At 64.5% G+C, this 25,581-nt stretch carries 25 protein-coding genes; 18 read left to right on the top strand and 7 right to left on the bottom strand.

Going from position 1 to position 25,581, the window contains the following annotated elements:
- Window positions 1–7: 7 nt before the first annotated feature.
- Window positions 8–604 carry a recombinase family protein gene (locus tag ACT3UE_RS02980; protein ID WP_301422378.1) on the bottom strand — a complete coding sequence of 199 codons (597 nt, stop codon included), beginning with the start codon at window positions 602–604 and terminating at the stop codon, window positions 8–10.
- Window positions 605–846: 242 nt separating this feature from the next.
- Between ACT3UE_RS02980 and ACT3UE_RS02985 the strand changes: the two genes are divergently transcribed.
- The 3 genes from ACT3UE_RS02985 to ACT3UE_RS02995 all read left to right on the top strand — a co-directional run bounded on the left by ACT3UE_RS02985 (window position 847) and on the right by ACT3UE_RS02995 (window position 2,702).
- On the top strand, window positions 847–1,380 hold the full coding sequence (locus tag ACT3UE_RS02985; RefSeq protein WP_444555385.1) for a hypothetical protein: 534 nt from the start codon (window positions 847–849) through the stop codon (window positions 1,378–1,380).
- Between the two features lie 407 nt (window positions 1,381–1,787).
- Window positions 1,788–2,036: a hypothetical protein gene (locus ACT3UE_RS02990; RefSeq protein WP_443390562.1), complete on the top strand. Its 249-nt coding sequence runs from the start codon at window positions 1,788–1,790 to the stop codon at window positions 2,034–2,036.
- Between the two features lie 27 nt (window positions 2,037–2,063).
- Window positions 2,064–2,702 (top strand): MauE/DoxX family redox-associated membrane protein, encoded by a 639-nt coding sequence (locus tag ACT3UE_RS02995; RefSeq protein WP_301422376.1) that lies wholly within the window; start codon window positions 2,064–2,066, stop codon window positions 2,700–2,702.
- 733 nt (window positions 2,703–3,435) lie between these two features.
- Here ACT3UE_RS02995 and ACT3UE_RS03000 read toward each other — a convergent pair.
- Both ACT3UE_RS03000 and ACT3UE_RS03005 read right to left on the bottom strand, forming a co-directional pair.
- Window positions 3,436–4,002 carry a TetR/AcrR family transcriptional regulator gene (locus ACT3UE_RS03000; protein ID WP_301422375.1) on the bottom strand — a complete coding sequence of 189 codons (567 nt, stop codon included), beginning with the start codon at window positions 4,000–4,002 and terminating at the stop codon, window positions 3,436–3,438.
- Window positions 4,003–4,039: 37 nt separating this feature from the next.
- Complete coding sequence (locus tag ACT3UE_RS03005) at window positions 4,040–5,260, bottom strand: multidrug effflux MFS transporter (protein WP_301422374.1); 1,221 nt, start codon at window positions 5,258–5,260, stop codon at window positions 4,040–4,042.
- A gap of 1,224 nt (window positions 5,261–6,484) precedes the next feature.
- Between ACT3UE_RS03005 and ACT3UE_RS03010 the strand changes: the two genes are divergently transcribed.
- The gene (locus tag ACT3UE_RS03010; protein ID WP_301422373.1) at window positions 6,485–7,459 is read left to right on the top strand and encodes a phosphotransferase family protein; all 975 of its coding nucleotides are present in this window, start codon (window positions 6,485–6,487) and stop codon (window positions 7,457–7,459) included.
- Between the two features lie 290 nt (window positions 7,460–7,749).
- Here the strand turns inward: ACT3UE_RS03010 and ACT3UE_RS03015 are convergent, their stop codons facing one another.
- Window positions 7,750–7,932 carry a hypothetical protein gene (locus ACT3UE_RS03015; protein ID WP_444555386.1) on the bottom strand — a complete coding sequence of 61 codons (183 nt, stop codon included), beginning with the start codon at window positions 7,930–7,932 and terminating at the stop codon, window positions 7,750–7,752.
- Between the two features lie 91 nt (window positions 7,933–8,023).
- On the opposite strand from ACT3UE_RS03015, the gene ACT3UE_RS03020 reads away from it, so the two are divergent.
- A complete protein-coding gene (locus ACT3UE_RS03020; protein ID WP_444555387.1) occupies window positions 8,024–8,419 on the top strand; it encodes a VOC family protein in 396 nt (131 codons plus the stop codon).
- An 85-nt stretch (window positions 8,420–8,504) separates the two neighbouring features.
- On the opposite strand, the gene ACT3UE_RS03025 is transcribed toward ACT3UE_RS03020, so the two are convergent.
- Together ACT3UE_RS03025 and ACT3UE_RS03030 are read right to left on the bottom strand one after the other, a co-directional pair.
- Window positions 8,505–8,930: a phosphotransferase gene (locus ACT3UE_RS03025; RefSeq protein WP_444555388.1), complete on the bottom strand. Its 426-nt coding sequence runs from the start codon at window positions 8,928–8,930 to the stop codon at window positions 8,505–8,507.
- Entirely contained in the window at window positions 8,923–9,441 is a 519-nt protein-coding gene (locus ACT3UE_RS03030) for a phosphotransferase family protein (RefSeq protein ID WP_444566251.1), read from the bottom strand. The genes ACT3UE_RS03025 and ACT3UE_RS03030 overlap by 8 nt, the downstream gene beginning before the upstream one ends.
- A gap of 212 nt (window positions 9,442–9,653) precedes the next feature.
- On the opposite strand from ACT3UE_RS03030, the gene ACT3UE_RS03035 reads away from it, so the two are divergent.
- The 13 genes from ACT3UE_RS03035 (at window position 9,654) to ACT3UE_RS03095 (ending at window position 22,987) form a co-directional block, all read left to right on the top strand.
- The gene (locus ACT3UE_RS03035) at window positions 9,654–10,121 is read left to right on the top strand and encodes a MarR family winged helix-turn-helix transcriptional regulator (RefSeq protein ID WP_444555390.1); all 468 of its coding nucleotides are present in this window, start codon (window positions 9,654–9,656) and stop codon (window positions 10,119–10,121) included.
- Window positions 10,118–10,540: an organic hydroperoxide resistance protein gene (locus ACT3UE_RS03040; protein ID WP_444555391.1), complete on the top strand. Its 423-nt coding sequence runs from the start codon at window positions 10,118–10,120 to the stop codon at window positions 10,538–10,540. Before ACT3UE_RS03035 ends, ACT3UE_RS03040 begins: the two co-directional genes overlap by 4 nt.
- Before the next feature lie 19 nt (window positions 10,541–10,559).
- Window positions 10,560–11,099, top strand: coding sequence for a hypothetical protein (locus ACT3UE_RS03045; protein ID WP_444555392.1), 540 nt, complete (start codon window positions 10,560–10,562; stop codon window positions 11,097–11,099).
- A 51-nt stretch (window positions 11,100–11,150) separates the two neighbouring features.
- Entirely contained in the window at window positions 11,151–12,380 is a 1,230-nt protein-coding gene (gene dxr / locus ACT3UE_RS03050) for a 1-deoxy-D-xylulose-5-phosphate reductoisomerase (RefSeq protein ID WP_444566252.1), read from the top strand.
- Window positions 12,374–13,744, top strand: a complete 1,371-nt coding sequence (locus ACT3UE_RS03055; RefSeq protein WP_444561746.1) for a M50 family metallopeptidase — start codon at window positions 12,374–12,376, stop codon at window positions 13,742–13,744. The genes dxr and ACT3UE_RS03055 overlap by 7 nt, the downstream gene beginning before the upstream one ends.
- The gene (locus ACT3UE_RS03060; RefSeq protein ID WP_444561737.1) at window positions 13,737–15,290 is read left to right on the top strand and encodes a hypothetical protein; all 1,554 of its coding nucleotides are present in this window, start codon (window positions 13,737–13,739) and stop codon (window positions 15,288–15,290) included. The genes ACT3UE_RS03055 and ACT3UE_RS03060 overlap by 8 nt, the downstream gene beginning before the upstream one ends.
- Window positions 15,291–15,331: 41 nt before the next feature.
- Complete coding sequence (locus ACT3UE_RS03065) at window positions 15,332–15,622, top strand: YciI family protein (RefSeq protein WP_444555395.1); 291 nt, start codon at window positions 15,332–15,334, stop codon at window positions 15,620–15,622.
- Window positions 15,623–15,702: 80 nt separating this feature from the next.
- Window positions 15,703–16,863: a flavodoxin-dependent (E)-4-hydroxy-3-methylbut-2-enyl-diphosphate synthase gene (ispG, locus tag ACT3UE_RS03070; protein WP_444555406.1), complete on the top strand. Its 1,161-nt coding sequence runs from the start codon at window positions 15,703–15,705 to the stop codon at window positions 16,861–16,863.
- Window positions 16,864–16,963: 100 nt separating this feature from the next.
- Window positions 16,964–17,875, top strand: coding sequence for a GNAT family N-acetyltransferase (locus ACT3UE_RS03075; protein WP_444555396.1), 912 nt, complete (start codon window positions 16,964–16,966; stop codon window positions 17,873–17,875).
- A gap of 104 nt (window positions 17,876–17,979) precedes the next feature.
- The gene (locus ACT3UE_RS03080) at window positions 17,980–18,798 is read left to right on the top strand and encodes a hypothetical protein (protein WP_444555397.1); all 819 of its coding nucleotides are present in this window, start codon (window positions 17,980–17,982) and stop codon (window positions 18,796–18,798) included.
- A gap of 121 nt (window positions 18,799–18,919) precedes the next feature.
- Complete coding sequence (locus tag ACT3UE_RS03085; RefSeq protein ID WP_444555398.1) at window positions 18,920–20,719, top strand: proline--tRNA ligase; 1,800 nt, start codon at window positions 18,920–18,922, stop codon at window positions 20,717–20,719.
- 11 nt (window positions 20,720–20,730) lie between these two features.
- Complete coding sequence (locus tag ACT3UE_RS03090; RefSeq protein ID WP_444566253.1) at window positions 20,731–21,555, top strand: sulfite exporter TauE/SafE family protein; 825 nt, start codon at window positions 20,731–20,733, stop codon at window positions 21,553–21,555.
- A 91-nt stretch (window positions 21,556–21,646) separates the two neighbouring features.
- Window positions 21,647–22,987, top strand: a complete 1,341-nt coding sequence (locus tag ACT3UE_RS03095) for an HNH endonuclease (RefSeq protein WP_444566254.1) — start codon at window positions 21,647–21,649, stop codon at window positions 22,985–22,987.
- Between the two features lie 20 nt (window positions 22,988–23,007).
- On the opposite strand, the gene ACT3UE_RS03100 is transcribed toward ACT3UE_RS03095, so the two are convergent.
- Window positions 23,008–25,518: an ABC transporter gene (locus ACT3UE_RS03100; protein WP_444566274.1), complete on the bottom strand. Its 2,511-nt coding sequence runs from the start codon at window positions 25,516–25,518 to the stop codon at window positions 23,008–23,010.
- Window positions 25,519–25,581: the final 63 nt, after the last annotated feature.

Consider the following 25,581-nt stretch of genomic DNA (forward strand, 5'->3'; position numbering starts at 1 on the left):
GAGACACCTACACGGTGGTGCCCTCGCGAGCCGCGAAGGCCTGCTGGTGACGATACAGGGTGGCCCGGCTCCACCCGACGAGTTTCGCCGCGTCCTCCGCGGTGCGGCCCTTCGCCCTCGCCTCGGCGACGAGCTTGAGCTTGTCGGCGACCACGACGGGATCCGACAGGGGTCTGCCGAATCTGGTTCCGCTTTTCCGCGCGGCGGTGATGCCGGCGTTCACGCGTTCGGTGATCAGTTCGCGTTCGTATTCGGCCAACGTGGCGAGCATGTTCAGCATCAACCGGCCCGAGGTCGTCGATGGATCGATGCCGTCCGAGATGCTTTTCACCTGCACGTCCTGCTCCCGGAGGAGCTTGACCGTGTTGAGTACGTCGATCAGGGACCGCCCGAGCCGGTCGACCCGCCACACCACGACGGTGTCACCGGGCTGGGCGTATTCGAGGAGCTTCTTCATTCCGGGGCGCGAGATCGCGGTCCGGCTGCCTGATGTGACATCGGCGAAAATGTCCCGCTCCTGCACGCCCGACTTGACGAGGGCGTCGACCTGCAGCTGCGCGTCCTGGCCCTTGGTGCTGACCCGTGTATATCCGAGATGTCTCACCAGGTCATTCTGCCCCAAAAACCCCTCGATGCGGAGGGATCAAGACGGTTTGCCGCAAGGCATGTTTCCGAGACAGGCCACGCTCCGGAATGTAGCCACTCTTCTCCACAGTTCGAGATGGGCCTGGAGTGTCTTGGAAAACTGTAACTTTATGGGCCAAAGCTAAACCTTGTCGGCAAACAGGAAACTTGTTACATTGGCGACGACATACGATTTCAGTTGGGGGAAATAAAATGGTATGGGTGCTGGCTTTCATTGTAGCGGTCCTTTTATTAGCAATTCTGGGAACCATGCGGGAAGTGGCCATCCTTCGCAGTGAATTGACTTCTTTTCGCGAATTGGTGACGATCCCACCGGAGCCCGAGTGGTTCAGGAAGGGGCGCATGCCACGCGAACTTGCAGACCTCCACGAATTCTATTCCCGCTCCGCACACGACATGCTCGTCGTCATGTTCGTTTCTAGCGGCTGCCCGGGCTGCCGAAAGCTAGTCGATGATCTGCTCCGGAAAGCCGATCTCAGCGGCAATAAGAATCTGCTCTTCGTCACAACGCCGACGGCGCCCTCGGCTTCCGGCAATCCCGCCATGATGCAATCCATCGAACGTGCTGGCTGGACTCTTCACGCCGATGCGGGAAGCGACATTCTTTTCGCCGCTGGCGTCCACGGAACGCCCACTGCAATCGTCATGGACCGTCTAGAAGCAAAGGACTACGAGCCTGCCCCCGATGTGAATTGGGTTGTCCAGCAGCTAGCCCAAAAAGGAGAGTTGGTATGAAAGGCACGGGGGAACGCCCATCCCCGCGGAGCGGGGGAATCGCTCTTGATCGGCGGTCATTCACGCGACTGACCGTCCTCGCGGCAGGAAGCATCGGCTCTCTGGTTGGGTTTGCCCCATCGGCCGCGGCAGCACCGCCCAGCGCCTGCGACTTCGGCACACAACGCCTCTATGGCTGCGACTGTCCAGGAAACTACCAGTACCCCTGCACATGCATCGGCTATTGCACGGACACAATAAGTGAGTGTCAGTTCGGGCCGAGATCAGTGGACTCGTGCACGGTCTACAACACAAGCCCGAATCCCGATATTGGGGCGAAACCCCTCGGCAAGTGCGATCCCGTCCTCCAGACTGGATGGTGCTGCGGCGTTTACTGCTAGTGATATCGAATGACCTAGGAGGTAGAGATGACATGGCATGCAGGTTCTCCCGCGCAAGGCGTAGGGACAGCCAACCACAAAGACTTTTCCCCGCCTAAGCAGGAAAAGCGAGTTGAGAAGCTAACACTTCAGGCAGTGGCCTATGGGGAAAACCCCGCAGATATCGAGCTGCGTTGGTCATACAACGGCGAGTTTTCCCCGGCAACGCGAGAGGCTCTAGTCAAGGCCGTTTTACAAGGCATCCGCGCCGAATTTCGACGAGTATCTGGAGAGTGAACCGTGGACTCGCCGACAGTAGTCCAATTGGCCTCGGTGATTCTCGGTTTTCTCTGGCTCGTAAGTAGCAGCCTAAAAACCCTGTCCTTTGCCCAGTTTCGCGCGGACGTGGAGGCCCTGCTTGGTGGACATTCCGGTCGCTCCATCGGGGTCTTTGTGATCGGCATGGAGATCGCAGCCAGTGCCATGTTGTTTTTCGGCTTCTCGAAAGCGGGCGGCCCCTTTTCGGCGTCACTTGTGATCGCATTTACGGCCTCGTACATCCTCCGGGCAACTAGACTTCGTAACCTGCAGTGCGCCTGCTTCGGTTCACTATCAAAACCATGGTTTCTAGCCAGGTTAGGCCGAACGGCGACGGTTGCAGCTGATTCGGCGGCTGGCGCGTGGGTCTTTGTGCGCAACAGCCTTTTCATTGTTCTCGCTGCAGCCGTATCAGGCTACCCGCCCCTGATTACGGCACTCCTGGTCTCGACGATTGCGACTTTAATGGTGGTCGCTACCTTGACCGAAACCTTGCTCGAATTAAAGGACCGGAAAAAGATCCCCCACCCGGCGCTAAGCGACCTGCTGGCCCGCCGGAGGATAATCTTCGCTACCGATTGGTACTCCGGCGTATGGACATCTTGGATATCGTGTTTCGAGTCCAAGAAGTCGGTTGTTAACTAGACCTCATCGCCTAAAGTCACTTGGCCTGGGACAACGCGGCAGAACGTCTCGGAGCCTTCCACCGGCTCGTAATTTGACAGCGGATGATTGCGGCCTTGATCCAGAAGAGCAGAGTAGCCTCACACCACGTGTTAGGGATGGCTGGCCGAGAATGCTCACCAGAGGTCGGTGATAGGAGACGCCGTACCTGAGACGACGTCGCCCCCTTGTGCGTGCGAGTCCATCCAAGACGATATCCGCTGAAGGTTCCCCTAGCAGGCGCCGAGAGCGCCATTTACCGCTAAGAATTCGCCGCCACTTATCGTTGCGATTCACAGGCTTGGCGCTCTCGGTAACTCCTATTTCGAGCGGTCGTTTCCGGTGGAGGACCCCCTATCGGGACGGTTCAAATTGTCAATTCGGACAGATCCCCAAACGGGACGATGCAGCTCCGTCGACGACGAAAAGCACTCTTTCCCGTTCGCTACCGCGATACCGGAGCACCAAAATTCGACAGTGAACTACGACTGTTAGTGGGTAATGGAAGTCCTTCTTTAACCCAAAAATGGCGGTTACCGCCGTAGCTCCGCGGCCTGTAAAGATCGGTTTTGAGCCGGGCCTTTTCAGCGTAGTCGAGGCCGGAGTCCTCAACGTCTTGAAGTTTTGACATCCAATGCAACGATCCGAGCTGTCAGTAAGCCCCAGGGTGGGCGTGGTCCGTGAGAACCACGCCCACCCTAGGGCTCACCACCTGCTATGAGATTGGATATCGCTGAAGTATCTCCCAGAGGGCCCGGTGTCGGGCCTCGTAATTCTCTGGTGAATTGTAGATAAGTTCTACCTGCAGGCTGTCGACGATGCCAAGGTATGCATCTACTAGCGTTGTGGCATTGCGCGGGTCGAGACTTCTGGGCAGAGCTGCTATGAACAGTGATCTTAGGTCAGCCTCAAAGAGTCGGTACTTGGTGATCACTTCCTCGCGGAGCGCGAGCGGCGGAGCATAGACGGTGCGCAGCAAAAAACGGAAGTCCGCCGACGATGCGTATCTGGGGTGCAGGGCGTTTAGATACTCACCGCCGGGCAAAGGTACACCTGATTCTGCGGCGAAGGCATTGCTTGCAGCGAGACGTTCCTCCCGCAGGGCGATGTCCATGACCTCGTTGAAGAGCGCATCCTTGTTGGCAAAGTGGGCATAGAGGGAAGCCTTTCGCATCCCGGCCTGTTCCGCGATCACCGTGAGCGAGGACGCGTCATAACCGAATTCTGCGAAGTGGTCAACAGCAACGGTGCAAATCTTCTTTGCCGATGGGGACAATGACATTGGGTGCTGATGCTCCGTATTCTTTGGTTCGAAACGATTAGTGGCTGCCGAGATCGGTCACGGCAGGTGCTCGTTTGACGCTCACTGCCACGATAGCAATGGCAACCGCACCGACCACCATCAGGAATGCCAGCCAGGCCAGTGGCCCTGCTTCGACCATTACTCCTGCGATGGGGGTAGCGGCCGAGGAGATGATGAGCTGGAATGCTCCTAGCAGGGCTGCGGTAGAACCCAGGGACGTGTGCTGGGAAGCCATGGCCAGTGCCATAAGTGTCGCTTCCGCGATACCAATGCCGAAAAGGGAAATGAACATGCCAATGACGATACCCGGTAGACCCATTCCCAACAGCGTCAGCACGAAACCGACCGCGGCACCGAGCGCGACGATGATCGTCCCAGCCATTCCTAGTGCACCAGCACCGAATCGTGTCACGGTGCGCCCAGCGACAATGGCACCGAACATAACGGCAAGTCCTGTTCCTCCGAACACGAGCCCGAAGGTGTTGGCGTCAAGGTCAAAATGACCTTGGTAGATAAATGGTGCACCTCCGATGTAGCCAAAGAGGAAAAAGAACACCGCGGACAGCCCTAAGGCGGGAAGCAAGAATCCGGAATCCTTTGCGATTCGCTTGTAAGTGCTAAGCACCATTCCCAGCCGGAGGGAGGATCGGGTCTCCACCGGGAGGGTCTCACGCAGGTTGGCTGTCGAGTTGGCCAGTGCGATGGCAGCCAGACCTGCAAGAACCAGCAGCACTGCACGCCAGCCAAAGTGCTGGTCAACGAACCCGCCAAGGGTCGGTGCAAGCACCGGCGCAAGGCCCTCGATTGTCATCAACAATGCGAAGAGCTGAGCGGCGCGCACTCCCTGAGCGGCATCTCGAACCATGCTCAAGGCCACGACGAGAGTCAGCGCCGCCGCGAGCCCTTGCAAGGTGCGAGCCGCTAGAAGGGTTCCCATGGTTGGGCTGGCTGCCGCCCAGAGAGACGCCAGAAGAAATACCACTAGGGCGCCCAAGAGGGGCCGACGTCGTCCGAATGCATCGGTGAGTGGGCCAAAAATTAGTTGCCCCGCACCCATCGCCAGCAGGTAAACCGTGAGGGTCAACTGGCCTGACGCTGCGGTTCCGTTGAGTTGCTGGACGATGTCGGGCAGGGAGGCCAGGTACATGTCGGTGCCGGCAGGGCCCAGGATGGTTACCAGTGCTAGCGACACCGCGAACCACGCACCCACCTTCCGTTGGCGCTGAATAGTAGTCACTGTAGGGATCTCCTCAAAAGTCGAATGAACTCACTTACTTGCCTACCTACCGATAGGTAGGCAAGCAACTCTATTCCACCACGGAAGTCATTTGTGAGCAATCCAGACGGAGCGTGACTGGTGTCACGCTCCCCACTCGATGGGTATAAGAGAGCTCTGAGGGAGTATGCGGAGGAGCTTCCGAGCACACTTCCGGCCGGCCTGTGAGGAAAACTGTCGTGGGGAATACCCAATGCGGAGGTATCTGCTGTCCCGTTTAGCGTTCCCCTCTGGACACCCCATCAACGTCGGAGCTGACATTGCTTTGCGCGATCCGGCCGGCCGTCGCCGGACCCGCTTGAGGGCACGGGGCCGCCGTCCCGAGGTCTTAGGACACTCCGCGCAATCGACTTTGGAAAACGATGAGCCCCTTATGCTTGCGCCGAGCCGCAGACAGGAATGCAGCTCTCTAGGCCGTAGCTCAAGGTCATGAAGCATTTGTAGACTAGCCCCACAGGCGGTATCAAGTGGGAAGAAGGGCTGGGAGTAACCATGGAACGAAAAACCACTAACCCAAGGCTAAGGGTTCTAGTCGGTACCTTGGTGGGATCCGCTGCCCTTGCTCTGTTCAGCACTTGGATACCAGCAATCATTGTCGGGATCGTCATTGCCCTTGTCGCTGTCGCTTTATCGGTTCAGATTGCGGTTGTTGCAAGAACCGTGTCACGGGACTCTGGTGCGGTCCACGCTGGCCCGACTATCCTGGGCACTGCTTGGGTTTCAGCCACGGCTTGTGTGCTCCAGATCGCGTGGTCTTCGTACCAGCTCTTGGCCAACGGTATAGTTCTGGCTGCCGTTTCTGTCTTTGCTGGATTGATCCTTGCGACGGTTCCCCTGAGCGCGCTGAAGAGTATGCCCAGAAGAGACCGTCATCCGGTCGGAACAAACTGATCCTTGCTGCTCGCCCGCTGGGAATTCGTGTATTGGACGACAAGCAGCTGAATCGAAATTGTTGGACGTGTGGCGCCCGCGAGCACCATCCCGCAGTGGGTTCCACTTGCGGGCATTGATATGTTCAAACCAAAGTCGATCTGCCCTAGACACACCCCCTCGGGTGGATTTCCGCACGGATCATCCTCAGACCCGATGGGTAAGGCAACTCTCTTCCCCGTCGAGGGTGTAGAGAAGGATCGAGGTAGCGCCACTGAATCGGCGCTTAAACGGATATGCCAAAATGAGAGCCCTATGAAAGAGCCCTCTGCAAATATCCACCCACTGGACCAAGATCGCGACCAGATCAGCGCAGCCTTCGTCCAGGATTTGGCCGCTGAAGTCGCAACCCGCTACGGCGGCACACTCACGCGGATGCAGCGAGCAAACGGATCCTCAAACGCGACATGGGTCGGTGACGGCATCGCCGTACGAATCGCGCATACACCCGTCGACATGGCTCGAGAGGTTGCGCTCGTGCGGGCTCTGCCGCGAGAGGTCGGACACCCAGAGATCCTCGGCGAGGGCACTATCGCAGGCCACGGCTGGATCGTGAGTGCAGAGATCCCCGGTCAGAATCTCCAAGAGGCATGGCCTACACTGACGCCTGCTGAGCAGGAATCAGCAGTGCGTCAGCTGTGGGCCCGCGCCCACAGCGTGCACGACTCGAGCCCGTACCTCAGGACGCTTGTCGCGTCGCACGGTGGTTTCGTGCCAGCAACGATTGACGCTGCCACCGCGTCGGCTAAACACGCCGAAGTCGCGCTGGGACTGTCCAGCGCCCAGCAGGCGCAGCTCCACGAAGTCATCGAGGACTACTTCCGGGCTGCACCCTTAGTAGAGCAAACCGTCAACCATGGCGACCTCGCGCTGATGAATGCCTTATGGGACGGTGAAGTCGTCGCCCTGCTGGACTTTGAGTTCGCCGTGCTCGCTCCGATCGAGATCGACCTGTGCCGGCTGGTCTACGAGGCCCGCATATCCGAGGAGGGCCATTGCGTTGATTCGGCGGCAGGCAACGCGGCGGTTGAGATTGCCGCTCGTCATATGGATCTGATTCATGGTCGTACGCTTATCCGTGGCGCAGCGATTCTCGACCAGCTCCGTGACCTTGAGATCTGGCTGGCCCTTGGCAGCGACGAGGAACGACTCCAGAACTGGCGACCGGACCGCCTGCTCACCGCCCTGCTTGAAGACGAGGGCGGCTATCTCGCCCCCCTGCTCAGGTAGCCCGAGCTCCCACGATGCGGTGAACAGCATCGATTCGATGAGCGCAGAACGGCCTTAACCACCCCACGAAGGCTGCGGGCGGAGGTGTGACCGTTACCACGACCCTCATTCTCCGCAACAGAGACCGCTTCGCTGATCCTTGACCTCAATGCCACCGTGAGGAGAAGTATCGGTCACAGAACACGACCAAAGAGCGCCAAGCTCCACACATATGCACGGGACACCTCGGCCGATGTCCGGTGGAGGTTCGGCTATTGAGGCGCAGGAGGCGAGGATTCGAAGAGTCGAATTCACTCCTTGTTGTTGCGGCGTTCCTTGGACGCCTGAAGGAAGCGTTCTTGGTAGGCAGAATAGGCCTCTGCATGGCGAGCGTGTTCCTCAGGTGTGGTCGAAGGAGGGAGCTCAACCGGGGGCATGTAGCGGTCAATAGCCTCGATTTTGAGCGGATACCCGAACTTGTCTTTCATCGCCATTCAACAACGATAGGCCTTATTCAACACGGGAACAGTTGCCTCCCATGGGGTTCCGCTTGTGGCGTCACTCCACTCAACCTACGGTTATGGAATGCTTGTTGTTGGGTCCATAGTCATTCGTGTGAGCGACCTGCAAAAACAGATTCAATTTTGGTCTGATGCTCTCAATTACGCTGTGCGTGAGCCGATTGATGATGACTTCGCACTGTTATTCGCCACCGATGGAACTGGTCCGAATGTCTCCCTCGACGCGCACCGCTCTGAGCGGATATTGCCACCGCGCATGCATCTGGACTTGTACGCAGAGGACCAAGCGGCTGAAGTTCACCGACTGACGACTCTCGGTGCCACCAAGGTGGATTGGGGTCGATGCCCCGACGATGCAGATTACGTCATCATGCAAGACCCCGAGGGAAACCGGTTCTGCGTCATTGAGGCGGCCGAGTGGTCGGGCTGGAGAAGTTGGCGGACAACAGCCGCTAGCTGAGAGCCGCGGTCATCCCACTCCGGGACGCCCGTTTGGGTTCCACTTGCGGAAAATCCGGATACGCCGTTGACCGTAAACAGACAGGCTAATGGACCCCGTTCAGGGCATCGCGGATTGCGGCAGCAACCCGCTCAGGCATCCCGGCCAGGTCGAGCGGAGCCCGACCTGCCACTTGGTGCGGGACGAAGTGCTGCCACCCGAGGTCAAAACAGAGCAACGCCCGCAAGTCGGCCCGCCGATCCACCCGTACGCCCGCAGCACGCTCGTACATCGTCAAATAGGCACCAGCCGTCTCGGCGTCAAACAATACGGCCAGATTGAGCCTGCAGTGGCCGACGTCGCTGCCCCGGTTGCCGGTCGCCGCGTCGGGCCAGTCCACAACGCCGGTGAGTCGCCTGTCATCCCACAACACATTGAAGTGCTGGTAGTCGCCGTGCGCAAAGACCGTTTCGCCGCCCAGCGGTCCCGACGCAGCCTCGCGGGCCGCATCGCGCAGACCACGGTCAGACAACCAGTCCAGTGGGGCGGTGGCGCCCGCCGTAGCGGTCCGGCACGGGCACAGGCTCGCCGTCACCGTTCCCGGCGTCCGCGGAGGTTCGTGGCCGGTCGGGTACGGCGTGGATCGCCGCCTGAGTGGTCGCGAGTTGGCCCAGCCAGGAACGCATGTCTGCCGGAGCCAGGTCCGGCTGCCCGGTCAAGGCGGACGTGAGTGTGCAGGGCACCCCGGTCTCGACGCCGTCCGCGTCCATTGCGAGGAGTTGAGGTGCAGGCACCCCGTGACCACGTATCGCCGTCAGCGCGGACGCTTCGCGTGTTACCTGGGCCTCAGCCTCGTCATCGAACTGCCAGCGGCGCAGCACCACATCCCGGGCTCCACTCGGAGCCTCGACAGTGATTCGGTCCATGTCTGCGGTGACTCCGCCCTGCAGGCGCGCGACGGCGGTTACCCGGGCATGCGCATGCACATGGCGCCGAACCCACTCCAAGACCTCTCGCGCCGGAGGCTCGTACTGGCGGGGCATCACGTCAGTCTGGCATGGCGTGCTGGCTTTGTCTCCCGACGCTTCATCCCACGAGAAGTACTAGGCCGAGTCAACAGGAGCTAACGATTCATCAGCTTGGCCGGCATTCCGAGCGATCGTCTTCGGAAAACGACAGCCGGGCTCAGTGGAACGCTAATGGATGGCAGGTTAGATGAGTTGCCCACAACTAAATTGTGCACTATTCTTAATTTATGCAGATCAACCCGCTGGCTCTCGACGAGCAATTATGCTTCCCGCTCTATTCCAGTGAGAAGACCGTCGTGGCTGCCTACCGCCCGTTGTTGGCGCCGTTGGGCCTGACCTATCCGCAATATCTGGTCATGCTCGCCCTGTGGGAGCAGGACGGTCAACCGGTTTCCACGCTTGGACGGCGGCTCGGTCTCGACTCAGGGACCCTGTCACCGCTGCTGAAGCGGCTGGAAGCCTCCGGCCGCATCCAACGGCATCGCGGCACTGCCGATGAGCGCGTGGTCACGGTCCAGTTGACTTCCGAGGGCGCGGCCCTGCGCGAGGACGCCGTTGGGATTCCAGCACGTCTGTTCGCCCAGCTGGGCCTAGAGGCAGCGGAAGCAGTCGAGCTGCGCCGGCTACTGGCCAAGATCTGTTCCACCGGGCAGGCAACGCCTGCCCGCACCGACAACCCCAAGGATCCATCATGAAGACTCTCTACACCGCTGAAGCACTCGCCACCGGTGGCGGCCGCGACGGGCATGTCACCTCCACCGACAACCGGGTCGACCTCGATCTGGCCATCCCGCAATCCATGGGCGGTTCAGGTGCCGGTGCCAACCCCGAACAACTCTTCGCCGCCGGCTACGCCGCGTGCTTCCACAGTGCACTGCAGATGGTGGCCCGCGAACGCCAGATCGACGTCGATGGGTCCAGCGTCGGCGCCCAGGTCCACCTCGGTGGGCTCGAGTCCGGAGGGTTCGGCCTGGCAGTGACCCTGGAAGTCACCCTGCCCGCTGTGGACGCGACCGTGGCCAGCGAGCTGGCCGAGGCGGCCCACCAGGTGTGCCCCTATTCCAATGCCACCCGAGGCAACATCGAGGTCGACCTCCGCGTCTCCGACGACTGAACACTGGCACACTGTCCCCATGGAGGAGATGGAGCCGGATACCAGCTACACCACGATCGAAGGGGTGCCCTATGTGCGCCTCTTCGTCGAAAATGGGGAGAGCCCGGTCTGGACGTGGGAGCCCGTGGCCTATGACGAACTGGCGCTGCCGGCCGAACTCGAAGCCAGGATGCGTGCCTGGGAAACCGAGTTCACCGACCACGACATCGACACCGCGTCCACCGGGGTCCTGTCCCGACGCCACCGGGCCGAGGGGATCCTGCTGGCCACACAACTGGCCGCCGAACTCGGCTCGCCGTTGGCCGTACACTATGCCCCGGCCTCGCCCGAGGAGGCCGGGGGCTCCGACAGCCTGGGGACCTACCGACCCTCGCTGGCGGACCCCGAGATCTTCCATGTGGACACCTTCCCGGTGCGCCCGGGGGTCACCCGGCGGCTCATCTGGATGCTCCGGCACCCCTTCGAATTCCCCGGTGATGCGGCCGACGCCTCAGGGCTCGACGCCGACTGGAGCGACCTGGACGACGAAGGGGAAGAGGACGACGGCGAGTCCTCCTGACCCGGCCGCCGGGATGTCCACCCCTGCCGCCGAGTGCGCGATACTGGAGGCATGGAGTTTCGCGAACCGCCACATATCAACCCCGCCCCGGATGCCCCCCGGCGCATCGTCCTGCTCGGTTCGACCGGGTCGATCGGCACCCAGGCCATCGACGTCGCCGATGCAGCCCCCGACCGGTTCCGCATCGTCGCGCTCGCCGGCGGCTCCAACCTCGAACTCCTGGCCCGGCAGGCGGTGCACACCCGGGCCGAGGTCGTCGCGCTCGCCGAGGGGGACATCGATGAGCTCAAGGCGCGCATCCACGCCCATGCCGAGCTTGCCGGGCACAGCTCCTACCGCCCCGAACTGCTCACCGGCCCCACGGCGACGGCACGCATCGCCGGCTACCCGGATGCCGACGTCGTCCTCAACGGCGTCACCGGCTCGATCGGGTTGGCCCCGACGCTGGCGGCCCTGAAGGCGGGACACCTACTGGCGTTGGCGAATAAGGAATCGCTGATCACCGGTGGCGCCCTGGTGAAGCAGGCCGCCGCGCCGGGCCAGCTGGTTCCCGTGGACTCGGAACATTCGGCGCTGGCCCAGGCCCTGCGTGCCGGCACCGCCGAGGAGGTTTCCCGGCTGATCGTCACCGCCTCGGGCGGCCCGTTCCGCGGCATGAGCCGGGAAGCGCTGATGGACGTCACCCCCGCCCAGGCGCTCGCCCACCCCACCTGGGACATGGGCAAAGTCGTGTCCACCAACTCGGCGACCATGGTCAACAAGGCGTTGGAGGTCATCGAAGCCCATCTGCTCTTCGACGTCCCGCTACAGAGGATCGACGCCGTGGTCCACCCGCAGTCGATCGTGCACTCCATGGTCGCGTTCATCGACGGCTCCACCCTCGCCCAGGCCTCTCCGCCGGATATGCGCCTGCCGATCGCCCTGGGCATGGGCTGGCCGGCCCGGGTCCCCGGCGCGGCGGCGGCCTGTGACTTCACCACCGCGTCGACCTGGACCTTCGAACCGCTGGACGAGGAAGCCTTCCCGGCGATCCGCCTGGCCAAGCAGGCAGCCAATGCCTCGGCCACCCATATGGCCGTCTACAACGCGGCGAACGAGGAAGCCGTCGCGGCCTTCCACGCAGGACGCATCCGGTTCCCCGAGATCGTGGACGCCGTCGCCGATGTGGTGGGCAAATACGACGCCGGGGCCATCGTCGGCGATGAACTCAGTGTCCAGTCGGTACTGGTGGCCGAAGCGTGGGCACGAAAGAGCGCCCAGGATCGTTGGGGACAATTGTGACAGTCATCCTCTTCATTGCCGGCGTCCTGATCGTTGCGATCGGTGTCGCCGTGTCCATTGCCTTGCACGAAATCGGCCACTTGGTCCCGGCCAAGCTCTTCGGCGTGCGCGTCCCGCAATACATGATCGGCTTCGGCAAGACGATCTTCTCTCGCCGGCGCGGAGAAACCGAATACGGGGTCAAAGCGATCCCTCTGGGCGGCTACATCTCGATGATCGGGATGTTCCCTCCCGCCGAGGCGACAGCGGTGGAGGGCAAGGTCAAGGCCGCCAGCACGGGAATGTTTACCCAGCTGGCCAATGAGACCCGTCAAGCGGCCGCGGAGCAGCTGCGCCCCGGGGACGAGCACCGGATGTTCTATAAGCTCCCGGTATATAAACGCGTCATCATCATGCTCGGCGGCCCGTTCATGAACCTGGTCATCGCCTTCGTGCTGTTCGCCGTGCTGATCAGTGGTTTCGGGTCCATCCAGTCCACGACCAACATCTCCGAGGTCTACCAGTGCGTGGTCAGCCAGGCCGACCAGAAGGCCCGCGGCGGCGACGACGCGGCAACGAACTGCCAGGCCGGCGACCCGGCGGCACCGGCCTATGAAGCAGGGCTGCGTCCGGGAGACCGGATCACCTCCTTCGACGGACACCAGCTCAAGGAATGGCAGTGGGACGACCTCTCCGAGCTCATCCGGGCCGACGCCGGGAATACCGTTCCGATCACCTATCTGCGGGACGGCTCCGAACACCACACAAGCATCACCCCGAAGCTATCCCAGCAACCTGCCCTGGATATCAACGGCCGGGTCAAAACCGACGCCCACGGCAACACCGAACTGGTCAACGTCGGCTTCGTGGGCATGGGCTCGGAGAACGTGCAGATGACCCTGCCGCTCACCGAGGTGCCGTCGGCCGTGGGTCAGAACGTCCGGGCCGTGGCCGGCATCGTGGTGGATCTGCCGGCACGACTGGTGGCAGTGGGGCAGGCGGCCTTCTCTTCGGCGCCACGGGACCCGAACGGGCCGATGTCGGTCGTCGGGGTCGGCCGGATCGCCGGCGAGGTCAGCGCCATGGACGAAATCCCGATCAAGGACCGCATCGCCACGCTCTTCGGTCTGGTCGCCAGCCTGAACGTCGCCCTCTTCGTCTTCAACCTCATTCCATTGCTTCCCCTGGACGGCGGCCATGTCGTCGGCGCCCTCTGGGAAGGCCTGCGCCGTTTCGTCGCCCGCGTCTTCAAACGTCGGGACCCGGGGCCGGTGGACATCGCCAAACTCATGCCCCTGACCTACGTGGTGGGCGTCCTGTTGCTGGGTATGGGTGCGCTGCTGATCTATGCGGATATCGTCAAACCGGTGAATATTTTTGGGTGATCGACGCACCACCGGCACCACGCTGCGCGGGAGCGCCCTCGTCGCGGCCACCCTGGCCCTGGGGCTCGTCGTGGCCGGATGCACCGCGAACGCCCCGGGGAACTACGCCGGAAACACGGCGGCGTCGTCAGGGGCGAACCCCGACCGCGTCGTGTTGGCCGAGCCGGAGCCCGGCATCAGCCACCTGGGTGGGGACACCGGGGATATGGCACTGGAAGCCAGCGAGGCGTTCTTCGCGAAGGCACCCGCCGTCGTCGTCCTCGGAAACGACGACGCCGACTCCTCCACGCGGGCCGCGGGGCGGGCCGGCGAACTCGGCATCCCGGTGCTCATGGCCCCCGAGGGGGCTTCGGAGCAGAAGGACTTCGACGAGGAATTGAAGCGTTTGGGGGCGGGCACCCTCATCGCCTACGGGCCCCTGTCCGAGGCGGTGGCGGGGGACCGGGACGTCGTGGACGGGGAGGACCCGGACGCGGAACCGCCCTCCATCGATGCAGCAGAAAAGGCGACCGACCCCGGGTTCGCGGTCGTTGTCCGGGCGGGGAAGAAGGCAGACCCGGCGGCGGGACCGGCCTTGGCCACCGCCGAAGCCGCGGGGGCGGACCGGGCGAGGATGAAATCACCCGATCCGCGGGCCGACACGAACCGGGAATTCTTCGGTGACCATGCGGGCGCGCAGCTTCTCACGTTCGGAAAGGGGTTCGCCAAACCGGCAGAGTTCTCTGCCCTGGCAGCCACTGCAGCCAGTGGACAGGAACTTCCCGGCGGCGGGCAGCTCGTGTTCCCGGACCGGCGCCTGATCGGGCTCTACGGCTCACCCGGCACCTCCTCCCTGGGCGCCCTGGGGGAGCAGGACCTCGACGGAACGATCAAACGGGCCCGGAAACTGGCCGCCGAATACCAGCCCCATAGCAAGGAAAAGGTCCAGCCCGCCTTCGAGATCATCGCCACGGTCGCCTCCGCAGCCCCCGGTGCGGACGGGAAGTACTCCCGCTACACCCCAGTGGACACCCTGGAACCCTGGGTCAAGGCGGCACAAGAGGCCGGGATCTATGTGGTGCTGGACCTGCAACCCGGACGCAACGACTTCCTGACCCAGGCCAAGCACTACGAGAAGCTGCTGGCCTACCCGAACGTGGGCATCGCCTACGACCCGGAATGGAGGCTGAAGCCCGGGCAACGGCATATGGAACAAATCGGTTCCGTCGACGCCGCGGAACTGAACCGGACCAACGACTGGCTGGCCGCACTGACCCGGAAGAAGGAACTGCCGCAGAAGGTCGTCATTCTCCATCAGTTCCGGCGGAGCATGATCACGGACCGTTCCACGCTGGACACCACCCACCCCGAGTTGGCGATGGTCCTGCATGCCGACGGCCACGGCACCCCGGGGATGAAACTGGCGACCTGGAAGAACCTGCGTCGGGACCTGCCCGACGGCATCAGGATGGCGTGGAAGAACTTCATCGACGAGGACTCCCCGACCTTCACCCCCGAGCAGACCTTCGACCTCGAGCCGAAACCGTGGTTCGTCTCCTACCAGTAGCCGGTCCACCGGCCTGTCGCGGGGAACGTACACTGGTGCCCATGACGATTTTTGCCGTGGAATACGTATACGCAGCTGATTCCGAAGCCGCCCGGGACGAACACCGCCCCGCGCACCGTGCCTTCCTGGGGACCCTGACCGACGGGTTCTCCCTCGTGGCTTCCGGCCCCTACGTGGATGGCTCGGGGGCCCTGTTGCTGATCAAGGCACCCTCCGAGGAGGCCCTCGCCGCGAAGCTCGGCGAAGACCCGTTCAACGCCAACTCCCTGGTCGCGGCACTGCGCCTGACCGAATGGAGCCCCGTGACCGGTGAGCTCTCTCACCACGTCTGATCCACTATCGGGCCCCATTTTCCCCTCGGAAGGGGGATAATGGGGCCTGGATGAACACCCCTGAAAACCCGGAGGATAATTTGACCTCGGTCAGCCTTGGAATGCCAGCCGCCCCACCACCGGTTCTGGCCCCGCGACGGAAAACCCGACAGATCAAGGTCGGGGCCGTCGGTGTTGGTTCGGAATCCCCGATCAGCGTGCAGTCGATGACCACCACGCCGACCACCGACATCAACGCCACGTTGCAGCAGATCGCCGAACTCACGGCCTCGGGCTGCGATATCGTCCGGGTGGCCTGCCCGTCGCCCGATGATGCCGAGGCCCTGCCGATCATCGCCAGGAAGTCACAGATTCCCGTCATCGCGGACATCCACTTCCAGCCGAAGTACGTCTACGCGGCGATCGAAGCCGGATGCGCGGCAGTGCGCGTGAACCCGGGGAACATCCGCAAGTTCGACGACCAGGTCAAGGAGATCGCCCAGGCGGCCAAGGACCACGGCACCTCGATCCGCATCGGCGTCAACGCCGGCTCCCTGCACCCGAGCCTGATGAAGAAGTACGGCAAGGCCACCCCCGAGGCGCTCGTCGAATCAGCGGTCTGGGAGGCGTCCCTGTTCGAGGAACACGACTTCCACGACTTCAAGATCTCCGTCAAGCACAACGACCCGGTCGTCATGGTCCGCGCCTACGAGCTGCTGGCCGAACAGGGCGACTGGCCCCTGCACCTGGGCGTGACCGAAGCCGGTCCGGCCTTCCAGGGCACCATCAAGTCCGCGACGGCCTTCGGCGCACTGCTCTCCCAGGGCATCGGCGACACCATCCGGGTCTCCCTCTCCGCCCCGCCGGTCGAGGAGATCAAGGTCGGGGACCAGATCCTGCAGTCGCTGAACCTGCGTCCCCGCAAGCTCGAAATCGTTTCCTGCCCCTCCTGCGGCCGGGCCCAGGTCGATGTGTACAAGCTGGCCGACGAGGTCACGGCCGGGCTCGAGGGCATGGAGTTCCCGCTGCGCGTGGCCGTCATGGGGTGCGTCGTCAACGGACCCGGCGAAGCCCGCGAAGCCGATCTCGGCGTCGCCTCCGGCAACGGCAAGGGACAGATCTTCGTCAAGGGGGAAGTCATCAAGACCGTCCCCGAGGACCAGATCGTGGAGACCCTCATCGAAGAAGCCGGACGCATCGTAGAGGAAATGGAAGCCGCGGGGGATGCCACCGGTGGCGTCCCGAGTGTTTCGGTTTCCTGATCCAAAGCAACACCATGCGGTGTCATCTGGTTCCGCCACGGGCCGGAGTCTGCAAGACTTTGGCATAAGCCGCCACCGCAGGCGCCGGGAAGGGGAAGGAATGTCCAGGATCCTCTCCCGTGCACTCCCATGGTTCCCTCCGGCGAAGCTGCGCTACAGCGGTGGCGAACCCTTCGGGGACACCGTCCGCGTCCTGGCCGACGAGGATACCGCCGCCCTGCGGGGCCTCGTCGCCCGGGACCCGGTGTCCAACATCTTCATGGACGCCCAACTGGCGGCCACCGGTTCCGCGGCACCGACCCCGACGGGGTCCCTGGTGCTGGGACGCTACGACGCCGGTGAACTGAGCGCGGCACTCTGGGTCGGCGCGAACCTGGTCCCCATCCAGGCCGGGCCCGACGACGCACTGGCCTTCGCCACCGCGGTCCTGGGCATGGAACGCCAGGTCTCCTCCATGTTCGGTCCGGCCTCTGCCGTGCTGCCGCTCTGGGACTCGCTGCGGCCCGAATCCCCGCAACGCGCCTTCGATGTCCGGCCCTCCCAACCCTTGATGGTCTTGGACCGGCAGCCGCGGATCCTTCCATCCACCGCCGTCCGGAGATCGACGATGGCCGATTTCGACGCCGTCCTGCCGGCCTGTGCCGCCATGTTCGAAGAGGAACTGGGGTACTCGCCCTTGGGTGCCGGCGCCCCCTTCTACCGTTCCAGGGTTCGTTCGCTGATCCGCCAGGGTCATTCCTTCGTGGACCGCCCGGCGGATGGCGGCATCCGCTTCAAGGCCGAACTCGGGACCGTTTCCCCGCACGCCACCCAGATCCAGGGGGTCTGGGTCTCCCCGGAACACCGCGGAGAAGGCATCTCCGGGCCGGCCATGGCCGCGGTGGCGGGATCGGCACTGGCCCTGTCTCCGGTCACGAGCCTGTACGTGAACGACTACAACCTCCCGGCCCTGGCCACCTACCGCCGCGCCGGATTCGAACAGGTCGGGGAATTCGCCACGGTCCTGTTCTGAATCCGCAGTGCTGCGGTCCTGCCTCGCGGGCTCCACGTTCGCTAGGGTGGGGGAGAACATCCGGCACCCACGGGGCCGGTTCCGGCCTGCGAAACGGGGGACCCATGGACGGGGCATCGTCTGCAGCCAGAGGTGGCAGGACCGCCGCAGTGCTTCTGGCCCTGCCATTGGTCCTGAGCGCCTGCACCGGCGGCGATCCGGGGGGACCGTCCGAGGCCGGCGGCAGCGGGTCAGCGGACCCGGCGCCGTCGTCGTCCTCCGCTGCCGCGTCCCCGAGCAGCAGCGAAGCTCCCGCGAGCAGCAGTGCCCTGCCCCCGCTGACGGGCCCGCTGCCGTCCTTCACCGCCGATGAATTGGCCGAGGCGGCCCATGAACTGGCCGAAAACCATCCCGGGGCCCGGGTCCGGACGGCCAAGGAGATCGCCGGACAGACCGAAACCGGGCAGGCCCTGCTCGACGACATGGACATCACCCCCGCCCAATGTGCGCCGTTCATGGACAACCAGGAAGCCACGTTGCCCGCCGGGGCGGTCATCACCTCGGTGACCATCCCCGGGGATACGGTCAACCGGGAAAGCTACGTATCGCTGGCCTCCTACCCCGATCCCGAAGCCGCCGCCGCCGCCGTCTCCCGCACCACGGATCTGGTCAGCCGCTGCGGGACCTTCGACCTGCATCTGGGCGACACCGACGCGACCGCCACGGTGGACCGGGAGAAGACGACGACGGATGCCGAAGCCACCGTGGGCTACCGTATGGATGTCGCCGCCGGGGAACAGGGGGTGGCCAGCTACACCGTTTCCGGCAGCGATGGAGCCGTGGTGGTCTCGGCCACCACGCGCGACGAGCAGGAGGAAGACATCGTTCCCGAGGATGTGGCCGAGCAGCTCGATGAGGCGCTGGAAGCATTGCGAACGCAATGACGCGGCCCGCGGGCCCTACGCTGTTCGGCCCTTCGTCGGGCAGCGGGTAAATTGGAAGCGTCCCGACCCGGACATCAACCCACACGACCAGCGGCCCAGCCCGCGGAAACGGACAGCAAGCGTGGTCCTGCGACTTTCCACCATGTTCCTGCGCACCCTGCGCGAAGACCCGGTTGACGCCGAGGTCGCCAGCCATAAGCTGCTGGTGCGGGCCGGCTACATCCGCCGCGCCGCCCCCGGCATCTACAGCTGGCTCCCGTTGGGCCTGCGCGTCCTGGCGAAGGTCGAGGCGATCGTCCGTGAGGAAATGAACGCCATCGGCGGCCAGGAAGTCCACTTCCCGGCCCTGCTGCCGCGCGAACCCTACGAGGCCACCGGCCGCTGGACCGAATACGGCGACGCCCTCTTCCGGCTCCAGGACCGCAAGGGCGCCGACTACCTGCTGGCACCGACCCACGAGGAGATGTTCACGCTCCTGGTGAAGGACCTCTACAACTCCTATAAGGACCTGCCGGTCTACCTCTACCAGATCCAGAACAAGTACCGGGACGAGGCCCGCCCCCGCGCCGGCCTGCTCCGCGGCCGCGAATTCATCATGAAGGACTCCTACTCCTTCGACATCGACGACGTCGGTCTGGACACCGCCTACGCCAAGCACCGCGAGGCCTACCTGAAGATCTTCTCCCGCCTGGGCCTGGAGATCCTGCCGGTCAAGGCCACCGCCGGGGCCATGGGTGGTTCCAAATCCGAGGAGTTCCTGCACCCGACCCCGGTCGGGGAAGACACGTTCGTGCGTTCGGCCGGCGGCTATGCGGCCAACGTGGAGGCCGTGACCACCGTCGTGCCCGAAGACATCGACTACTCCACGCTGCCGGCGTGCCAGATCAAGGACACCCCCGACACCCCGACCATCGACACGCTGGTGGCCGTCGCCAACGAGGTGGCCCCCCGGGACGCCGGCGAGTGGACCGCAGCGGATACGCTCAAGAACGTCGTCATCGCCGCGAAAATGCCCACCGGGGAGCGCCGGCTGGTCGTCATCGGCCTGCCGGGGGACCGGGCGGTGGACCTCAAGCGCGTCGAGGCCAATATCGCCGGCCACCTGGAGATCGGCGGCGAAGTGGAGATCGAGGCAGCCACCGAGGACGACCTGAAGAAGAACCCGTCGCTGGTCAAGGGCTACATAGGTCCCGGCAACGGACTCGATCATGCGGTGCTGGGCACCGAGGCGGCCAGCGGGGTCCTCTACCTGGTGGACCCGCGCGTCGTTTCCGGTACCTCCTGGATCACCGGTGCCAACGAACCCGGACGCCACGTCTTCGGCCTGGTCGCCGGTCGCGACTTCGGTTGGGACGGCACCATCGAATGCGTGGAGGTCCGCGAGGGCGACCCCGCCCCCGATGGCTCCGGGCCGCTGCGCACCGCACGAGGCATCGAAATGGGTCATATCTTCCAGCTGGGCCGCAAATACGCCGAATCACTGGAACTGAAGGTCCTGGACCAGAACGGCAAGCTCGTCACGGTCACGATGGGCTCCTACGGGGTCGGGGTCACGCGAGCCGTGGCCGCGTTGGCCGAAACCAACCACGACGACCGTGGGCTGATGTGGCCGCGCAACGTCGCCCCCGCCGACGTACACCTCATGGTGACCGGCAAGGGCGCCGAGCTCTTTGCCGAAGCCGAACGCATCGCCGCAGCGCTCGACGCCCAGGGCATCGACGTCATCTTCGACGACCGCCCGAAGGTCTCCGCCGGGGTGAAGTTCGGTGATGCCGAACTGGTCGGGGTCCCCACCATCGCCGTCGTGGGCCGTGGCCTGGCTGAAGGTCTGGTGGAAGTCAAGGACCGGGCCTCCGGGACCGCCGAGAACATCCCGGTGGCCGATGTGGTGGGCCACCTCGTCGACGCCGTTCGCGGCTAGGCGGTCACCCGGTGGACTGGGCGTCCCTGCTGGAGGGCTCCGGGCTGGTGGACCTCCAGCTGGGCACCGTGTTGCTGGTGCTCGTCGCGGGTCTGGCTGCCGGCTGGATCGATGCCGTCGTCGGTGGCGGGGGACTGCTCCAGTTGCCGGCCTTGTTGCTGGTCCCCGGCATCACGCCCGTCCAGGCGCTGGCCACCAATAAGCTCGGCTCGGTGTTCGGCACGACGACCAGTGCCATCACCTACTACCGCCGGGCCAACCCCGACCTGAAGACCGCATTGCCGATGGCCGGCATCGCCCTGATCGGCAGCTTCGGCGGCGCGATCGTGGCCACCCTGTTGCCCGCGGCGGTCTTCAAGCCGATCATCGTCGCCGCGTTGGTCGCCGTGGCGATCTTCACCGCCGTCAGACCCACGGTCGGGGAGCTGACGACCCTGCGCCATACCGGTCGCCGGCACTATGCGGTGGCGGCGGTCATCGGCCTGGTCATCGGGTTCTACGACGGGCTCATCGGCCCCGGGACCGGATCATTCCTGATCATCGCGATGGTCGTCTTCCTCGGATACAACTTCCTGGCCTCCAGCGCCAAGGCCAAGATCGTGAACATGGCCACCAACCTGGGGGCGCTGGCCTTCTTCCTGCCCACCGGGCACCTGCTCTGGGGGCTGGGGCTCGTGTTGGGGCTGGCCAACATGGTGGGCGGCTATCTGGGGGCGCGGATGGCCGTGAGCAAGGGCAGCAGGTTCATCCGCATCGTCTTCCTCGTGGTCGTGACGGTGCTGATCCTGAGGTTGGGCTACGACGTCGTCCAGGAGAACATCCTGCACCGCCAGTAGTTCGGCAGGGGGTTTCTTGGGTGATCCACGGGCCCCTCACAGGGTTGGTTTCCCGGGCTTTCCGTGGGATGCCTTCGATAGAATCGAAGACATGTTCGAATCACCAAGGACCCCGAACACCCCGACGGCAGGACCTGCCCCCGGGGTGCTGACCTCGCTGTTGGACCTGTTGCCCACCATGGACACCGCCGGCCTGGACGAGGCCGACCTCATCGACGTCCTGGCCACCGCCGAAGCAGCGAAGAACGCCCTGTCCGGCCTCCAGGCCCGGGCAGCGGTGGCCCTGGACGCGGCCGTGCGCACCCGCCACCTGGCCGAAGGCCTCCCGGCGGAGAAGGCCGGGGCCGGGGTCCACACCCAGGTCGCGTTGGCCCGGTCCGAATCCCCGCATGCCGGGCACCGGCTGGTGGGGATGGCCCAGGCCGTGGTGAACGAGATGCCCCATGCCCACCACGCCCTGGCCACCGGCCGACTCAGTGAATGGCGGGCCACCCTGCTGGTGCAGGAAACCGCCTGCCTGGACGCGGAGCAACGCCGCCAGGTCGATGAACAACTGTTGGCCGACCCTTCAGTGCTCGAAGGCGTCGGGACCCGGGCCTTGGTGGCCCGGGCCAGGAAATTAGCCTACGCGGCCTCACCGTCGGCGGTGGTGGACCGGGCCCGCCGGGCGGTGAAGGACCGCAGGGTCTCCCTGCGACCTGCCCCTGACACCATGTCGATCTTGTCCGGGTTGTTGCCGGTGGCCCAGGGCGTTTCGGTGCTCAAGGCCCTCACGATGGAAGCTGACCGGTTGGTGGGTATCGGTGATGGCCGCTCCCGCGGGCAGATCATGGCCGACACCCTGGTCGAGCGTCTGACCGGTCGGGCCAGCGCGGCTGCGGTGCCGGTGGCGATCCAGTTGGTCATGACCGACCGGACGTTATTCCAGGGTGATGGCGAACCGGCGTTCCTTCCCGGGTACGGGGTCATCCCGGCCCAAGTGGCTAGGGAACTGATCCGCCGGGCCAGTGACCTTCGTACCCCCGGGACCAGTACCGGCGGGGCTGATGATCTTCCCGCCCCACAGCAGTTGGCGTGGATCCGGCGGCTGTATACGGCCCCGGAGACCGGGGAGCTGGTCGCGATGGACTCGCGTGCGCGGATCTTTCCTGCGGGGTTGGCTCGTTTCATCGAGACCCGCGACCAGTGTTGCCGTAGCCCGTGGTGTGATGCCCCGGTCCGTCACCACGACCACGTGCTGGGGTGGGCTGCCGGGGGCAGGACCACCGCAAGGAATTCCGCGGGCCTGTGTGCTGAGTGCAATTACAGCAAGGAAGCCCCCGGGTGGAGGACCGAAACCGTGACCGGGGCCCGGCATACCACGGTGGTCACCACCCCGACCGGCCACCACTACCGGTCCCAGGCACCGCCGCTGCCCGGAGACACCAGCTGAGACCCACCGGCCAGCAAGGCCTACAGGTCCAGTTGGGCCCGCAGATAGGGTGCCGTCCGGCTGCCCGGCGTCGCCGCGACGTCGGCGGGGGTGCCTTCGGCCATGATCTTCCCGCCGGCATCACCGCCGGAGGGACCCAGGTCGATCACCCAATCGGCGGCGGCCACCACATCCATCTCGTGTTCGACCACGACCACCGTGTTCCCGGCGTCGACCAACCGGTTCAGTTGGGCCAACAGCAGCTGTACGTCGGCCGGATGCAGTCCCGTCGTCGGCTCGTCGAGCAGGTAGAGCGTATGGCCGCGGCGGGCCCGCTGGAGTTCGGTGGCCAGCTTGATCCGCTGCGCCTCCCCGCCGGAGAGTTCGGTGGCCGGTTGCCCCAGCCGCAGATAGCCGAGCCCGACCTGCACCAGGGTCTCCAGGCTGCGCGCGGCAACGGTGACCTCCGCCAGGACGTCGGTGGCTTCATCGACACTGAGGGCGAGGATCTCGGCGATGTTCAACCCGCGATAGGTCACCTCGAGCGTCTCGGGGTTGTAGCGGGTTCCGTGGCATACCGGGCAGGGGCCGTAGCTTCCGGGCAGGAACAGCAGTTCGACGGCGATGTACCCCTCGCCCAGGCAGTTCTCACACCGGCCGCCGGCCACGTTGAAGGAGAACCGTCCGGCCCCGTAGCCGCGGCTCCGGGCCAACTCGGTGGCGGCAAACGTCTTGCGGACTGCGTCGAAGAGGCCGGTATAGGTGGCCAGGTTCGATCGAGGGGTCCGTCCGATGGGCTTCTGGTCGACCTTGACCAGCCGTCCGATGCGCTCGGCCCCCAGGATGGCCTTCACATGCAGCGTCTCCTCATCGGCCCCGGCGGCGCCATCGTCGTCGGCCGGTTCCACGGCGGGGGTCCGGACCAGTTCACCGACCGCATCGGCGAGCACCCGGCTGACCAGCGTCGATTTACCCGACCCCGAGACACCGGTGACCGCGGTGAGCACCCCCAACGGGATGCGCACATCCAGGTCCACCAGGTTGTGCAGCCCCACCCCCTGCAGTTCCAGTTCCCCTTCGGGCCTCCTCCCGGCGGAACCCCGACGGGGCCGGTCCTCCGCGTCGAAGAGGAAGGACCTGGTGATCGAGCCCTTCACCGCTTTCAGCCCGTCGACCGGCCCGGAGTAGAGCACCTCTCCCCCGCCTTCACCGGCCCGTGGACCGACGTCGACGATCCACCCGGCCCGGCGGACCACATCCATGTTGTGTTCGACGACGAACACCGAGTTGCCTCCGGCCTTCAGTTCTTCCAACACGGCCAGCAACGGTTCGGCATCGGCGGGATGCAGTCCTGCGGAGGGTTCGTCCAGGACGTAGACCACCCCGAACAGTCCGGAGCGCAGTTGGGTGGCGATCCGCAGCCGCTGCATCTCCCCCGGGGACAGTGTGGTGGTCCCGCGGTAAAGGCTCAGGTAGCCGAGCCCGAGCCCGATCAACACGTCGAGCCGCTCGACCAGATCGGCGGCAACCGTTGCGGCGACCTCACTGTGCTCGCCCGAGGACCCCGAGGACGGGGCCGCGGTGGATTCGTAATCCTCCTCGGTCAGCCCGGCCGTGGGTTGGAGTAGCTGGGCCAGCTCTCCAAGCGGGAGCCGGTTGATCTGGGAGATCGACCGGCCGGCGAAGGTGACGGCGAGCGCCTCGGCGGTCAGACCGGTCCCGCCGCAGGCACGGCACGGCCCGGAGACCATGAACCCCAGGACCTTCTCCCGCATGGTCGCCGATTTGGATTCGGCCAGCGTGTGCATCACATGGGACTTCGCGCTCCAGAAGCGGCCCTTATAGGGTTTGGCGATGCGGTCGCGTTCCGGGGTGACATGGACGACGGGTTGTTCATCGGTGAACAGCAGCCAGTCCCGGTCCTGCTGCGGCAGCATATGCCAGGGGGAGTCGACGTCGTACCCGAGTTCGGTGGCCACGTCCCGCAGGTTCTTTGCCTGCCAGGCCCCCGGCCAGGCGGCAATGGCCCCCTCGCGGATGGTCAGCGACGGATCCGGGACCAGGGTCTCCTCGGTGACGGTATGGGAGACACCCAACCCGTGGCACTCCGGGCAGGCGCCGACGGCGGTATTGGGTGAGAAGGCGTCGGAATCCAGCCGGGTGGCACCCTGGGGGTAGCTGCCGGCCCGCGAAAAGAGCATGCGCAGCGAGTTCGACAACGTGGTCAGGGTCCCGACGCTCGAGCGTGAGCTCGGCGAGCCACGCCGCTGCTGCAGGGCGACGGCCGGGGGCAGCCCGGTGATCGATTCGACCTTCGGGGTGTTGCCTTGCTGGATGAGCCGGCGGGCATAGGGGGCCACCGACTCGAGGAAACGGCGCTGCGCCTCGGCGAAGATCGTGCCGAAGGCCAGCGAGGATTTCCCCGAACCGGAGACCCCGGTGAACGCGACGATGCTGTCCCGCGGGACATCCACGTCCACTTCGACCAGGTTGTTCTCCCGGGCCCCGCGGACCCTGACGAAACCATCAGAAACACTCCGGCCGGGAACCATCTGCGGCCCGGCATCCGCCTTGGATTCACTCACCCGTCGAGCCTAACAACTGAGCGCCCTTCC

It is taken from the genome of Arthrobacter sp. 179 (assembly GCF_052379645.1).
Classification (GTDB): Bacteria; Actinomycetota; Actinomycetes; order Actinomycetales; family Micrococcaceae; genus Arthrobacter_H.